The sequence below is a fragment of the Chelatococcus albus genome (assembly GCF_030067675.1).
GTDB classification, from domain to species: Bacteria; Pseudomonadota; Alphaproteobacteria; order Rhizobiales; family Beijerinckiaceae; genus Chelatococcus_A; species Chelatococcus_A albus.
In genome coordinates this window covers 79,284-93,485 of the sequence record NZ_JASJEV010000013.1, presented here as the reverse complement: position 1 = coordinate 93,485, position 14,202 = coordinate 79,284, and the positions used below count along the sequence as shown (strand labels likewise).

At 69.2% G+C, this 14,202-nt stretch carries 14 protein-coding genes and 1 tRNA gene; 3 read left to right on the top strand and 12 right to left on the bottom strand.

Going from position 1 to position 14,202, the window contains the following annotated elements; genetic code table 11:
• Positions 1-285 precede the first annotated feature (285 nt).
• The 7 genes from QNA08_RS16770 to infA form a co-directional block, all read right to left on the bottom strand.
• Positions 286-361, bottom strand: a tRNA-Phe gene (locus tag QNA08_RS16770).
• A 137-nt stretch (positions 362-498) separates the two neighbouring features.
• The gene (locus tag QNA08_RS16765; RefSeq protein ID WP_283741869.1) at positions 499-1,476 is read right to left on the bottom strand and encodes a Bug family tripartite tricarboxylate transporter substrate binding protein; all 978 of its coding nucleotides are present in this window, start codon (positions 1,474-1,476) and stop codon (positions 499-501) included.
• A 202-nt stretch (positions 1,477-1,678) separates the two neighbouring features.
• A complete protein-coding gene (gene yacG, locus QNA08_RS16760; RefSeq protein WP_283741868.1) occupies positions 1,679-1,894 on the bottom strand; it encodes a DNA gyrase inhibitor YacG in 216 nt (71 codons plus the stop codon).
• A gap of 13 nt (positions 1,895-1,907) precedes the next feature.
• Complete coding sequence (locus QNA08_RS16755; RefSeq protein WP_283741867.1) at positions 1,908-2,714, bottom strand: SDR family NAD(P)-dependent oxidoreductase; 807 nt, start codon at positions 2,712-2,714, stop codon at positions 1,908-1,910.
• On the bottom strand, positions 2,707-4,233 hold the full coding sequence (locus QNA08_RS16750; RefSeq protein WP_283741866.1) for an AMP-binding protein: 1,527 nt from the start codon (positions 4,231-4,233) through the stop codon (positions 2,707-2,709). The genes QNA08_RS16755 and QNA08_RS16750 overlap by 8 nt, the downstream gene beginning before the upstream one ends.
• Positions 4,234-4,259: 26 nt before the next feature.
• Entirely contained in the window at positions 4,260-4,913 is a 654-nt protein-coding gene (locus tag QNA08_RS16745) for a Maf-like protein (RefSeq protein WP_283741865.1), read from the bottom strand.
• Between the two features lie 316 nt (positions 4,914-5,229).
• Entirely contained in the window at positions 5,230-5,448 is a 219-nt protein-coding gene (gene infA / locus QNA08_RS16740) for a translation initiation factor IF-1 (RefSeq protein ID WP_283741864.1), read from the bottom strand.
• A 269-nt stretch (positions 5,449-5,717) separates the two neighbouring features.
• Here infA and QNA08_RS16735 point away from each other — a divergent pair, with 269 nt between their 5' ends.
• Positions 5,718-6,077, top strand: a complete 360-nt coding sequence (locus QNA08_RS16735; protein WP_283741863.1) for a hypothetical protein — start codon at positions 5,718-5,720, stop codon at positions 6,075-6,077.
• A gap of 94 nt (positions 6,078-6,171) precedes the next feature.
• On the opposite strand, the gene pssA is transcribed toward QNA08_RS16735, so the two are convergent.
• The 4 genes from pssA to QNA08_RS16715 all read right to left on the bottom strand — a co-directional run bounded on the left by pssA (position 6,172) and on the right by QNA08_RS16715 (position 10,582).
• Positions 6,172-7,035 carry a CDP-diacylglycerol--serine O-phosphatidyltransferase gene (gene pssA / locus QNA08_RS16730; RefSeq protein WP_283741862.1) on the bottom strand — a complete coding sequence of 288 codons (864 nt, stop codon included), beginning with the start codon at positions 7,033-7,035 and terminating at the stop codon, positions 6,172-6,174.
• A 199-nt stretch (positions 7,036-7,234) separates the two neighbouring features.
• Complete coding sequence (locus tag QNA08_RS16725; protein ID WP_283741877.1) at positions 7,235-7,969, bottom strand: phosphatidylserine decarboxylase; 735 nt, start codon at positions 7,967-7,969, stop codon at positions 7,235-7,237.
• Positions 7,970-8,172: 203 nt separating this feature from the next.
• Positions 8,173-10,119 (bottom strand): ABCB family ABC transporter ATP-binding protein/permease, encoded by a 1,947-nt coding sequence (locus QNA08_RS16720; RefSeq protein WP_422679939.1) that lies wholly within the window; start codon positions 10,117-10,119, stop codon positions 8,173-8,175.
• Positions 10,120-10,276: 157 nt separating this feature from the next.
• Positions 10,277-10,582 (bottom strand): hypothetical protein, encoded by a 306-nt coding sequence (locus tag QNA08_RS16715; RefSeq protein ID WP_422679938.1) that lies wholly within the window; start codon positions 10,580-10,582, stop codon positions 10,277-10,279.
• A gap of 242 nt (positions 10,583-10,824) precedes the next feature.
• Between QNA08_RS16715 and QNA08_RS16710 the strand changes: the two genes are divergently transcribed.
• Together QNA08_RS16710 and QNA08_RS16705 are read left to right on the top strand one after the other, a co-directional pair.
• The gene (locus tag QNA08_RS16710; RefSeq protein WP_283741861.1) at positions 10,825-11,502 is read left to right on the top strand and encodes a methyltransferase family protein; all 678 of its coding nucleotides are present in this window, start codon (positions 10,825-10,827) and stop codon (positions 11,500-11,502) included.
• A gap of 703 nt (positions 11,503-12,205) precedes the next feature.
• Complete coding sequence (locus tag QNA08_RS16705) at positions 12,206-12,745, top strand: peroxiredoxin (protein ID WP_283741860.1); 540 nt, start codon at positions 12,206-12,208, stop codon at positions 12,743-12,745.
• A 46-nt stretch (positions 12,746-12,791) separates the two neighbouring features.
• Here the strand turns inward: QNA08_RS16705 and QNA08_RS16700 are convergent, their stop codons facing one another.
• On the bottom strand, positions 12,792-14,141 hold the full coding sequence (locus QNA08_RS16700) for a LysM peptidoglycan-binding domain-containing protein (protein ID WP_283741859.1): 1,350 nt from the start codon (positions 14,139-14,141) through the stop codon (positions 12,792-12,794).
• Positions 14,142-14,202: the final 61 nt, after the last annotated feature.

The window sequence follows — 14,202 nt, the reverse complement described above, 5'->3', positions numbered from 1 at the left end:
GCTTCGACGACAACAGGGCCGAGGGTCGCGCGGCGACAGCCACCGACCGGGCAGGGGCCGGCAGGGGCCGATCCGCCTGTGCGACCGGCCGGATTGCCAGCCGGTCCTAACTTATGACCAGCAGGAAAAAAGGGGAGCACGTCACTCGCCCCGGGCCAACAAAAGGGCCGACAAATTTGTTGGCTTTCGACGATTGGCCGCGGACGCTCGCAAACGAAATTACGCGAAAAAGCCCTGAATTTCAAAGCGTTTCCGGGTTTCGGCGAACAGGGACGGACTAGGAAATGGTGCCCAGGGGCGGAATCGAACCACCGACACTGCGATTTTCAGTCGCATGCTCTACCAACTGAGCTACCTGGGCACGACGCCTGGCAGCCCGAGGGCCACGCCGGACGGCGTCGATGGCGCGGGGTTATAGTGAGTGCGCTCGCCCCTGTCCAGCGTCCCGCGCCAACTTCGTGAAGATGGGTGTGGACGGGCGCGGTCCGGGCGCCCGCCTCATTCGATCTTGATGCCCCCCTCGGCGATGAGCTTGCCCCACTTGTCCATCTCGCTCTGAAGATGGGCCGTGAGCTCCGCCTGTGAGGAACCCACGACGAGAGCGCCGAGGTCCTCCAGCCGCTTCCTGACCGCCGGCGCGGCGAGCGCCGCGAGCGAGGCGCCTTGGAGCTTCGTCACGATGTCGGCGGGGGTTTTCGCCGGGGCGAAGAGGGCGAACCAGGAGGAGACGTCGAAGCCCGGCACGCCCGATTCGGCGATGGTCGGCAGGTCCTGGGCGGCGGGCACGCGTCTTGCCGAGGTGACGGCGAGGGCACGCACCGTGCCGCCCTGCACCTGCGGCAGGATGGAGGTGATGTTGTCGAAGATCACGTCCACACGCCCGCCCATGAGGTCGTTCAGCGCCGGCGCGCTGCCGCGATAGGGCACGTGGGTGAGCTTGACGCCCGCCATGCGCTGGAAGAGTTCGCCCGACAGATGCAGCGAGGTGCCGATGCCGGACGAGGCGAAGGTGAGCTTGCCCGGCGCCGCCCTTGCCTTGGCGATGAAGTCCTGAACGCTCTTCGCCGGGCTGTCCGGCGGCACGGCCATGACGTTCGGCACGTGACAGATGAGCGAGACGGGCGCGAAGCTCGCGAGAGGGTCGTAGCCGAGGGTCTTGTAGAGGTAGCGATTCACCGCGAGCCCGATGGAGGCGATGAGGATCGTGTGGCCGTCGGGCTCGGCGCGCGCCACCTGCTCGATGCCGATGTTGGAGCCCGCGCCCGGTTTGTTCTCGACGACGAGCTGCTGCTTCCAGTCCTTGCCGATCTGGTCGGCGAGCGTGCGGGCGATGACGTCTGTCGCCCCGCCCGCGGCGAAGGGCACGACGAGGCGCACCGGGCGGGCCGGATAGGTCTCGGCAAAGGCGACGCGCGGCCATGCGGCCGTGCCGGCCGCAGCGGCGGCGAGCAGGCTGAACCGACGGCGGTCGAGCATGAGGCGTTCTCCCGGGATGCGTTGTTGGAGGTTGTCGTTGGCGGCAGTCTAGAGCATTTTTCGCCGAGGCGGTCGCCGGTTCGGCGAAGAAAATGCTCCATTCTCAAAAAGATAGATGCACTTCCCGATTCCATTGAATCGGGAAGTGCTCCCGCCGCCACTCGGCCCCCGACAATCGCGCGGAGAACATGGCGCGAATGATTCAGGCCTGCCCCGCCCCGGGCTCCTCCGGCCCCTCCTCATCCTCCACGACGGGGATCGCATAGGCGCCGCTCAGCCAGCGGTTGAGGTCGACGTCGGCGCAGCGCTTCGAGCAGAACGGTTTCCAGCGCTGCTCGGCGGGCTTGCCGCAGATCGGGCAGGGACGCGCGGCCTGAGGCTTGCGCGGCGTCGCGTCCGGCTTGTCCTCTTGCGTCATCGAAGCCTCCCGCTCAGGACATCTTGAGCGTGATGCCGCCGTCCACGACGAGCTCGATGCCGGTGACGTAGCGCGCCTCGTCGCTGGCGAGATAGACGGCCGCCCATGCCACGTCCCAGGCATCGCCCATGTGGCCCATGGGCACCTGCCGGTCGCGCGCGCGCCACATCTCCTCAACGTCGCCGCCGGCGTAGGTCTGCGCGAGCCCGCTCGACTTCTCCACCATCGGGGTCTTCATCAGCCCGGGCAGGATGGCGTTCACGCGCACCTTCTTCGCCGCATATTCTACGGCGGTCGTACGCGTGAGGTGGCTCAGCGCTGCCTTGCTCGCATAGTAGCTCGCGTAGGGCACGCCGGTGTAGCGGACGGCTGCGATCGACGAAATATTGATGATGGAGCCGCCGTCCTGGCCCTCCATGACGGGGATGACGTGCTTCATCGTCAGAAAGGCGCCCTTGAGATTGACGGCGAAGACGCGGTCCCACTCCGCCTCGGACAGTTCGACGACACCGCCGACCTCCGCGATGCCGACATTGTTGTCGAGGACGTCGATGCGGCCGTAGCGGGCGAGGCTCGCCGCCACCGCGGCCTCGACCTCGGCGGCGCGCGTGACGTCGACGCGCAGGGCGGTCGCCTCTCCGCCCTCCGCGTGGATGATCGCCGCCGTCTCCTCGGCCGCCGCGGCGTTCACATCGGCGCAGACCACGGCAGCGCCCTCGCGGGCGAAGGCCACGGCGGTCGCCTTGCCGTTGCCCCAGCCCGGCCCGCTCGAACCCGCCCCGACGACGAGCGCCACCTTTCCCTTGAGCCTGTCAGCCATGCCTGTCGTCCTTCATGCGCCGGGCATCCCACACGCGCAGCTCGGTCTTGAGGATCTTGCCGTAGTTGTTCTTGGGCAACGCGTCGACGAAGACGTAGTCCTTGGGGCGCTTGAAGCGGGCGATGCGTTCGAGGCAGAGGGCGTCGAGCTCGCCGGCGGGTGCTGCCCCGACGACATAGGCGACGACGATCTCGCCCCAGTCAGGGTCGGCGCGGCCGATGACGGACACCTCGCGCACGCCCGGATGGGCGAGCAGCACCTCTTCCACCTCGCGCGGGTAGATGTTGGAGCCGCCGGAGATGATGAGATCCTTCGAGCGGTCCTTCAGCGTCAGATAGCCGTCGGCATCGAGCGTCCCGATGTCGCCCGTGTGCAGCCAGCCGCCCCTGAGGGCGCGGGCGGTGGCATCGGCATCGTTCCAGTAGCCGGCCATGACGGGGGCGCCGCGGCAGACGATCTCGCCCGCCTCGCCATGGGGCACGGGCCGATCCTCCGCATCGACCACCGCTACCTCCAGGCAGGCAAAGGCGAGACCTGCGGAGGCGACGCGCTCCTGCCAGCGCGGGTGACCGCGGTCGGCGATTTCCGCCTTCGACAGTGTCGTGATGGTCATCGGGCTTTCGCCCTGGCCGTAGATCTGGGCAAGGCAGGGGCCGAGCCGGTCGAGGGCCGCCCGCGCATCCTCCACATACATCGGCGCGCCGCCGTAAACGATGGTGCGGAAGGCGGCGGGATCGCAGTCCACCGGGCTTGCGACGAGGCGCTTGACCATGGTGGGCGCGGCGAACATCGATGTGCGGCGCCAATGCGCGGCGAGCGCGAAGACCTCCTCCGGCTCGAAGCCCCCCGATTCGGGCACGACATTGACGGCGCGCCGCAGGACGTTCGCCATCATGTAGAGGCCGGAGCCGTGGCTCATGGGTGCCGCGTGCAGGATCACGTCGCCCGGCGCGACGGGATCGACCTCCGCGAGATAGGCGAAGCTCGCGGCGGCGAGGTTGCCATGGCTGAGCATGGCGCCCTTCGGGCGTCCCGTGGTGCCGCTCGTGTAGAAGAGCCAGGCGAGATCGTCGGCGCGGCAGGGCGCGGCGGCCATCGGCTCGGCAGAGAGCAGCGCCGCGTAGTCGCGGCTGCCGATGGCGATCATGCGCTCGAGCGTGGCCGGCGCGTGGGCGGCAATGGCCTCGTCGAGCGCCGGCGAGGCGAAGCAGACCCGCGCGCCGGAATGGTCGAGGATGTAGCCGAGCTCCGCCCCGTGGAGCTTGGCATTGGCGGGCACGGCGGCGCAGCCGGCGAGCCAGATGCCGTGGAGGATCTCGACATATTCCGGGCTGTTCCTGGCAACGATGCCGACGCGGTCACCCGGCGCGAGCCCGAGCCAGCCGCGCAGGGCTCCAGCGATACGAGCCGCACGTTCCGCCACCTCGCCGTAGGTGGCGGCGACACGCCGCCCGTGGCCAATGGCCGGCCGGCCGGGATCGGCCTTGCCCAGGCGTTCGAGCCAGAGCGCGATGTTCATGCCACCCCTCCCCGCTGCCGTCCGCCTCAGGCGGCATTGAGCCAGCTCAGCCGCACGGGATAGCCCTCGCCCCCCAGAAGGCCGACTATCTCGTAGAGCGGCAGTCCGACGACATTCGTGTAAGACCCGACGAGCTTGACGACAAAGGCGCCGGCGAGCCCCTGGACCGCATAGCCGCCGGCCTTGCCGCGCCATTCGCCGGAGGCGAGATAGCTCTCGAGCTCGTCGCGCGACAGGTTCTTGAAGCGCACCCGCGTCTCCACGATGCGCTCACGCACGGCGCCCTTCGGCGTCACCACGCAGACGCCGGTGTAGACCCGATGGGTGCGGCCGGAGAGGAGGCGGAGGCACGCGGCCGCCTCCTCCACGATCTCGGCCTTGGGCAGGATGCGCCGCCCGACGGCGACCGCCGTGTCGGCTGCGACCACGAAGGCATCCGCCATGTCTGCGCGGCTCCGCGCGACCTTCACGGCGGCTTCCGCCTTCTCGCGGGCGACGCGACGCGCGTAGTCGCGCGGCTTCTCGCCCTTGCGCGGCGCCTCGTCCACATCGGCCGGCAGGAGCGCGTCCGGCTCGATGCCGACCTGCTGCAGAAGGGCGAGCCGCCGTGGGGAGGCGGAGGCGAGGACGAGCTTGGGGCGCCACGAACCGGAAGAGGGTTGTTCGGAGAAGAAAGCCACCGACGCCTCCCGCCGCCTCGGTGCCTTCCGATATTCCTCGGTCGGAAGGCGGGCCACCATATCAAGAATGGAGCGCTCGTGTTGATGCGGAGCTTCGGTCCTTCGTCAAACCGGCGTCCACTTCAGCAGGCGATGCTCCAGGTCACGATGATATCGGACTGAAACGATCCAAGGTCGCGAAGCAATCGATGCCCGGGCTTCGGAGCCTGATGCCGGCCGAACCGAGGCCGACGTCCGCAAAGGCGGCTCCGCACATCCCGGCATCATGCCGCGGCGCCGCCGGCGCGGGATGCGCCACGGGCCGCGAGGCCTTGCGTCACTTGAAGCGGTAGGTGATGCGGCCCTTCGTGAGATCGTAGGGCGTCATCTCGACGAGCACGCGGTCGCCCGTCAGCACGCGGATGCGATTCTTGCGCATCTTGCCGGCGGTGTGCGCGATGATCTCGTGGTCGTTCTCAAGCTTCACGCGGAACATCGCGTTCGGGAGCAGTTCGGTCACCACTCCCGGGAACTCGAGGAGTTCTTCCTTTGACATGCCGATCCTTGCAGAGGCTGCGAAACGGCGCGGACCCTAATTGAAAGCCGCGGCGTTGTGAACTGGCTCGCCACCATCTAAATGGCGTGTCCGTGACGCGTCCACCCCATCGCGACGAGGCCGCCGCATCCGCGGTTCGCTTCGTCCGAGCATGGTGCGGCCCCTCCCAGGCTGCGACGGGTCCGATCCGTCCTGCCCGGACGTCCGCCCGCTGCCGTCCCTGTCTCCTTCCCGGCGCTCTTCGACGCCCGTTCCATGAGCAAACCCCGATGATCGAGCCCCCGACGCGCGCGCTCCTCGCCGCGACCCGCGCCTCCCTCGACACGGCCGAGGCGGCGGCGACGACGGTCGCCCTGCGCCTGCCCATCCTCGCCACCGCCGTGCTCGCCCCCTCGCCCGCGGGGCTCGCGGAAGCACGGCTTGCGACCTTCGAGAAGGTGGCGGCCGTGGTCGAGGGCACGGTGGCCGCTACCCTCGCCTGGCAGAAGCTGTGGCTCGACTTTGCCTGCGGCCGGGTCGGTCCCCGGGGGCTGCAGAGCGGCCTCTCAGCCATCGCCGCCGCGGCTACCGCTCCGGCGCGGCGGCGGGTGCTGGCCAACGCGCGCCGCCTGCAGCGACGCAGCCCGTGAGAGCGCTCGCGCGCATTCCCGCTCTGCCGAATCCGAAAGCGGGCGCAACTTGTCGGGCACAAGCCCTTATTCAGGCAAGGGCAACGGCCCGCGACTATGGCGCCTCGGGAGGAGGCGCCTCCTTGTGGCCGGCGATGACGTCGCTCTTGCCCACCTGCGCGGCGAGCCGGTCGGCGCGTTCGAGCGCCCGGTAGCGCGCGACGCCGAGGGGAATGAGGGCGAGGTAGGCGATGGTCGCCGCCGCCAGCACCTCGAAGGTGAAACTGACCAGCAGCGCCGCGACGAGCACGACGACAACGAAGAGCGGCAGCACCATCGTGCGCGGCACGCGGCTGCCCAGCGTCTTGCCCGCATAGGTCGGGATGCGACTGACCATCAGGAATGCGATGCCGATCAGATAGACGGCGACGACGGGCGCGGCGAGCCCGCCGATGGGCAGGCCCACGAAGTAGAGATAGATGGGCAGGAGAGCCGCGAGCGCGCCGGCGGGCGCCGGCACGCCGACGAAGTAGTTCTTCTGCCACTCGGGCCGCGTCGGGTCCTCGAGCATGACGTTGAAGCGCGCGAGGCGCAGGGCCGCTGCGATGGTGAAGACGAGCGCCGCGATCCAACCGACCGATCTCAGATCCTTGAGAATCGACGAATAGAGGATGAGCGCCGGCGCCACGCCGAAATTGACGAAATCCGACAACGAGTCGAGTTCCGCACCGAAGCGCGACGTGCCTTTGAGCAGGCGCGCCACGCGCCCGTCGATGGCATCGAGCACCGCCGCGATCACGATGGCGAAGATCGCCGGCTCGAGCCGCTCCTCGATCGCGAGGCGGATGGCGGTCAGCCCGAGGCAAAGCGCGAGCAGGGTGATGACGTTGGGCACGAGCACCCGCAGCGGCACCGGGTTGAAGCGGCGCCGCTTCGGTTCGTCAGCATCGGGGGCGAATGGCGGAAAGAGATCGCTCATCGGGGCCTTGCGGCGTCTTCCGATCTCCCTGAATCGGAAAACTCGTCCAACCTATTGAAATCAGAGCATTCTCGCCGACGCTGGCCCGCGAAACCCATCGCGCCGGCATTCATCTCGGCGAGAAGCGCTCCCGACTGAAGGAGGTGCGAGGATAGGGCCCGCCTTGCCTGCCGGCAAGCGAGCCCCGCACCGCGCCGCCTCAGTCGGCGCGGAAGCTGCGGGGCCCCTCGGTCGAGCGCAGGTCGGCGATGACGGTCTCGCCGGCAACTGTGCGCTGGCCGACGCCGACCAGCGGCAGCACGCCCGCGGGAAGATAGACGTCGACGCGGGAGCCGAAGCGGATGAGGCCGAAGCGCTCGCCGGCCGCGAGCGTGTCGCCTTCCTTGACGAAACTCACGATGCGGCGCGCGACGAGGCCGGCGATCTGCACCATGCCGAAGCGCGTGCCCGCGCTGTCGATGACCAGGCCGTTGCGCTCGTTGTCCTCGCTCGCCTTGTCGAGGTCGGCATTGATGAAGAGGCCGGGCCGGTAGGCGATCTTCTCGACGCGTCCCGCCACCGGGCTGCGGTTCACGTGGCAGTCGAACACGTCCATGAAGATCGACACACGCGTCAGCGGCTCGTCGGACAGGCCGAGCTCCGGCGGCGGCAGTGCGGCCACGATCTGGCTGATGCGGCCGTCGGCGGGCGCGACGACGAGCCCCTCGCGCTGCGGCGTCACCCGCTCGGGATCCCGGAAGAAGTAGCAGACCCACAGCGTGATCACGAGGCCGGCCCATCCGAAGGGCGCCCACAGGTGGCCGAGCACGAGCGAGGCCACCGCCGCGATGGCGATGAAGGGATAACCCTCCTTGTGGATGGGGGTCAGCACCCGGCGGACGGAATCGAGGATGGACATGGCAGCTCGCTCTGTTCGCTTCGTCCCGTCCGGGATGGGCCGGTCTGCGGGTGGCACGCGCCAACCCCGCCTCGCCGGCCTTCTCCCTGCGGAACCGAAAAGCAGCGACGTCGGGACCAACACCCCGCGTCTCGCCGTCTTGAAACGCTCGCCGTCGGCACGGGCGCCGGCCGCGAACCGGCGTCCGCGGCACCTCCGCACCGAAAGCGCGTTTCGGATCGCACCGCCGCCCGGCAGCGTCAAGCAGAGAGAGTGACGCGCACGCTCTCTTCCTCCTCCTCCTCGGCGCGCTTGAGGGTCTCGCGCGCAGCCTCGGCCTGCCGCTGGCGATCCCACATGGCGGCGTAGATGCCGCGCTGCGCCAGAAGCTCCACATGCGTGCCGCGCTCGGCGATGACACCCCTGTCGAGCACGATGATCTCGTCGGCGCCGACCACGGTGGACAGACGATGGGCGATGACGAGCGTGGTGCGACCGCGCGACACACGGTCGAGCGCGTCCTGGATCTCGCGCTCGGTGAAGCTGTCGAGGGCCGATGTCGCCTCGTCGAGGACGAGGATGGGCGGTCCCTTGAGAATCGTCCGCGCGATGGCCACGCGCTGCTTTTCGCCGCCCGAGAGCTTCAGGCCGCGCTCGCCCACTGGCGTGTCGTAGCCTTCCGGCAGCGAGAGGATGAACCGGTCGATCTGGGCGAGGCGCGCGGCTTCCGCCACCTCCTCGTCGGTCGCGTTCCAGCGGCCATAGCGGATGTTGTAGCCGATGATGTCGTTGAACAGCACGGTATCCTGCGGAACCATGCCGATGGCGGCGCGCAGCGAATCCTGCGTCACCTCGGCGATGTCCTGCCCGTCGATGAGGATGCGCCCGCCGGATGGCTCGTAGAAGCGGAAGAGCAGCCGCGAGATCGTCGACTTGCCGGCGCCCGAGGGCCCGACGATGGCGACCGTTTTGCCCGCCGGTACCGAGAAACTCACTCCCTTGAGGATCGGGCGCTCGGGCACGTAGGAGAAGCACACGTCCTCGAAGGCGACGGTGCCGCGGCTTACGACGAGCGGGCGGGCGCCCGGCCTGTCCACCACCTCGGGATCGCGCTCCAGGATGCCGAACATGTCGTCGATGTCGATGAGCGCCTGCTTGATCTCGCGATAGAGCATCCCCATGAAGTTCAAGGGGATGTAGAGCTGGATCAGCATGGCGTTGATCATGACGAAGCCGCCGACCGTGGTAAGGCCGGCGCGCACGTCGTAGACGGCGAGCACCATGGCGAGCGTCAGGCCGATGGTGAAGATGACCGCCTGACCGGCGTTGAGCACCGCGAGCGACGTATAGGTCTGGATGCTCGCCCGCTCGTAGCGCTCCATCGACTTGTCGTAGCGGGCGGTTTCGCGCGCCTCCGCCCCGAAATACTTGACCGTCTCGTAGTTGAGGAGAGAGTCGACCGCCTTCGTGTTGGCGTCGGTGTCCGACTCGTTCATGCGCCTGCGGATGGCGATCCGCCACTCGGTGGCCTTGTAGGTGTAGGCGAGGTAGAGCGCCACCATGACGAAGACGATCGCCGCGTAGCGCCAATCGAACTGCCACCAGAGCACGGCCATGACGAGCACGAACTCGACGATGGTCGGCACGAGCTGCAGCACGACGAGCCGCACGATCTCCTCGATGCCGTTGCGGCCTCGTTCCAGCACGCGCGTCAGGCCGCCCGTCTTGCGCTCGAGGTGGAAGCGCAGCGACAGCCGGTGCATGTGCCGAAAGGTCTCGAGCGCCAGCCGCCGCACCGCATTCATGGCAACGGACGCGAACATGCCGTCGCGCACCTGCGTGAGCACCGACATGAGGATGCGCGTGGCGCCGTAGAGCACGGTGAGGAAAACGGCTCCGGCCCACAGCGACGCCGTGCCCGCCTGTGCCGCGCCGCCGTTCAGCTCGCCGGTGAGCGCGTCGGTCGCCCACTTGAAGCTGTAGGGCATCAGCACGGTCACCAGCTTGGCGACCATCAGCAGCGCGAAGGCGAGATAGATGCGCAGGCGCAGGTCGCCCCGATCGTGCGGCCACAGATAGGGCCACAGTCGCCGCAGGGTGGCCCCCATGCCCGGGCGGGCGGCAGGCGCGGTCGCGGCGGAGTGTAGAGACGCGGCGGGCTCGAGGGCGTGGGCCGAAGCCCCGGCCTCCGCTGTGGGAGCGGACATCGGAACGATTCCAGAGAAACACTCGCCCACATATAGGTCGAGCCCGCGCGGCGTACACCCCCGTATGCGCCGCCGCCCTGGCCGGCGGCCCCGCACGCCCCGCGCTGGCCTGCGGCCGGCCGGGCCGCGACAAGCGTTTGCGCGACGGCGGCGCGGCTCAGCCGAGGCGCCGGCTGAAGAAGTTGAACAAGAGGCCGGTCAGGACGCCGGCATGACCGCCGTAGACAAGGCTCTGCGCGAGCCCGAGGACGATGCTGCGCAGATCGAAGCCGGTCAGGCCCAGGTAGAACTGGAGCCACGGCCTGTGCAGGCCCCAATCCGGGGAGACGGCACCCAGGAGCACGCACAGCAGGAACGAGAGCGCCGCGAAGGCGGCGAGCGTCATGCCCAGCGCAGGCGCGGACACTTGGGGAACCTCGGCAGCCGCGGCCCCGGGCCGCATCTGGTCGGTGGCGTTGGCCATGGTCGCGTCTCCCCCGTTCATCCGAGGCTCGCGCGCCCGCAATCCGGCCAGCCCCGCCGGGTCCGCCGGCCCCCTCGCCGTCCGTCCCGCCTTGTCGGCTGCGCGCACCACCATGCGCCTTCGGTGTCGAGGCGCCTTGACCTGCGTCAAGGGCGATGGGCGGACCGGCCATCGCAGCGCCCGAAATGGGCTATGCTTGTCACGATGCCCGCGCGGGGCGCCATCGCCGGGGACACCGCGCCATGGTTCTCAGACTCATCGTGCAGACCGCACTGTGGACCGGCGGCATGGGGGCGGTGCTCTTCGTCGGGGCTGGCACGATCCTCTGGCCCGCCGCCTGGATCTATCTCGCCATCACCGGCTTCGGCGGCCTGGTCGTCGGCCTGTGGCTGGCGAAGCACGATCCGGGGCTGCTCGCCGAGCGCCTGTCGCCGCTGATGCAGGCCGAGCAGAAGACCTGGGACAAGGTCTTCATGGTCGGCATCGTCGCCGCCTGGTGCGCCTGGCTCGCGCTCATCGCGCTCGACGCGGCGCGCTTCAGCTGGTCGCACATGCCGCTCTGGCTGCAGGTCCCCGGCGCCCTTCTCCTCGCCCTGTCGCTCGCCGTCACCTTCCTCGCCTTTCGCGCCAACAGCTTCGCCGCCCCTGTCGTGAAGGTGCAGCGAGAGCGCGGGCATCGCGTCGTGAGCAGCGGCCCCTATGCGTATGTGCGGCACCCGATGTATGCGGGCGCCCTCCTCTTCTTCCTTGGCACGCCCCTCCTCCTCGGTTCCTGGTACGGGTTGGCGGCGACGCCGCTGCTGACCATGGGGCTCGCGGCGCGCGCCGTGCTGGAGGAACGCACCCTGCGAGCCGAGCTCCAGGGTTACGCCGCCTACGCCGAGCGCGTGCGCTATCGCTTCATCCCGATGGTCTGGTGAACCACCCATCCTGCCGGCGACCTGCCGCGCCGCCCGGCAGCGATCCGTTGCGCAAGCGGGCTGGCAGGTTCGGGAGCGACGCCGCGAACCCGTATGCCGGCTGCGCCCGCAGCCGGTCACATCGGCAGGAGGAGAAGTTTATTGCAAATGAGTTGCATTTGCATTCTGGTCTCGCTATTTTCGCCGCACCGCCCATCGAAGAGGTGCAGATGTGATGTTCACGACCAACGCGCGCACGCCATCGCTTCCGGGAACCGCCTCCTTCGCGGAGCCCCCGCCGCTGACCAACGACGGCCCGCGCGACCTCCCCTCAACCAGAACCGCCTTCCGGTGCGCGCTGCGGCCCCGCTGCCGGCATGCCCGCGCGGGGCGCTAGAGCATTTCCCGATTCAGTTGAATCGGGAAATGCGTCCATCTCTTTGAGAATGGAGCATTTTCTCCGGAACGGACCTTCGGTTCCTCGCCAAACCGGCCTTCGCTTCGACGGAAAATGCTCAAGCGCTCCCGGGGAGTTCCCTCGGATCGGAAGATCCGTTCAACCCATTGAAAATAACCAACTTTCCCGCGCGAACCCGCGCCGGCTCGGCGGGATGCTCGGGTGACCTGCGGTCGGGCGGCGGCTTTCGGCAGTGCCGGCGCCCCTGCCCCAACCGCCCTGCGGCCCCTGTTGCCCGCCCATCCAGCCTATTTCCACGAGGACCAGATGCTCACGATCGGCCAGACCTTTCCCGCCTTCTCGCTCAAGGCCGCCAAGCCAGGGGACACGACCGGGACCTTCGTCGAGATTTCGAATGCGACAGCGGGGAACCGCTGGAAGGTGTTCTTCTTCTGGCCGAAGGACTTCACCTTCGTCTGCCCGACGGAGATCGTCGGATTCGATGCGATCCACGGCGCTCTGGCGGAGCGCGACGCCGTGCTCTACGGCGTCTCGACCGACAGCGAATATGTGCATCTCGCGTGGAAGCGCTCCGATCCCCGCCTGGAGCGCCTGGCCTTTCCCATGCTCGCCGACATCAAGCGAGAACTCGCCGATGCGCTCGGCATTCTCGATGCAACCGAGGGTGTGTGCCTGCGCGCCACCTTCGTCGTCGACCCCGGCGAGGTCATCCGCTTCGTCTCCGTCAACGACCTCGCCGTCGGGCGCAACCCCGCCGAGGTCCTGCGCGTCGTCGATGCCCTGCAAACGGGAGAGCTCTGCCCCTGCGCCTGGCAGAAGGGCGACGAGGTGCTGAAGGCAGCCTGACCCGCGCGCCGGCGTCGCCGACCGCCCGTGCCTCGACGCCGCCGCCTCAGTGCGGTTCGCCGGGCAGGACGAAGACCTGACCGGGATAGATGAGGGCCGGATTGCGGATCTGCTGCTGGTTGGCCTCGTAGATCACCGTGTAGCGGATGCCGTGGCCGTAGACGCGCCGGCTGATGCGCCACAGGCTGTCGCCGCGCACGACAGTCGCGGTCTTCACGCCGGGTACGAGCACGTTCGAGGGGTCCGCGCCGGTGGCCGGCGCGGCGACACGCGCACCCGGCGCCCCGCCTGCCGTCGGCCCCGCCTCGAGCCCGCCCCGGCTGCCGCCGGCCTTGTCGCGAGACGTTTCGCCTCCCGCCGCCGGTACGCCCGGCCGCAGGGCCACCGCGGTCGCCGGCATGTTGAAGAGCACTTCGGCACGCGAGCGCACCGTGCCGGACACGGGATCGACGTCGTCGAGCCTCACGCGATAGTCGCCGGGCTTCACACCGCTGCCGATGGTGAATGACACCCGCCCCTCACCCGCCGCGGTGCCCGACGCGAGATAGCTGTCGTTGAGATAGAGCCGCACCGTCGCGCCGGTCGCGGCGCGGCCGGAGACGAACAGGCGGCCGCCATCGTCCGCTTCCACCGCCTCGATGGAAACGGGACGACGCTCCGCCGGCTCAGCCCGTCCGGGGCCCGCGGGAGGGGCGGCCTGCCCGGCCGGCGGCCGGTCTGCCGGCACCTCCGGTGCGACGGCCAACCGCTGCTCGGCCTGCGTGCCGGGCTTCGCCGGCGTTTCCGGCTTCGACAGCACGACGGTCGGCGCATCCGGCGCCGTGAGCGCGACGACCGGCTGCTGCTTCCTGTCCGGCGCGATGACGACGGTCACCGACTGTTTCGACAGGGCCTGCCGTCCGTCAGGCGTCGTGAAGCGCAGTGTGAGTTCGTGCGTCCCCGGCGGCAGCGGCGTCGGCGTCATGGCGAAGAGGCCCGAAGTATCGGCCACGACGCGGTCATGCTGCTCGCCGTCGCGCAAGAGCTCGACGGTGGCGCCCGGAGCTGCCCGCCCGGCGATGACCGCCTCGCCGGAGGGCTCGACGCGCACGACGTCGAACGCGGGCGACGCGGCTTGCGCGCCCTCTTGCCGTACCGCCGGCGGCTGCGGCCCGGCCTCCCGCCCCGTCTTGTCCGGCGAGGGTATGGCCTCGGACGTAGGCGCGTCCCTCGCACCCGACGCGGGCGCGGGCGAGGACGGCGGCGGGGCTTGCACCGCCGCGGCCCCTGTCTCCCCCAGGCTCGTCCGCGCCTCCTGCACAGGCTTCCTCTCGGGAAGGCCGAAGACATAGACCGCAACCGCCAAGGCGACCACGCCGACTGCAACGATGGCGATCTGCTTGTTCCGGGACGACATCAGGTCGGCCTTCTCCCCAGAATCCGTATTTAATCCTACCGTTTAGCCGGCCCCGGGGCCA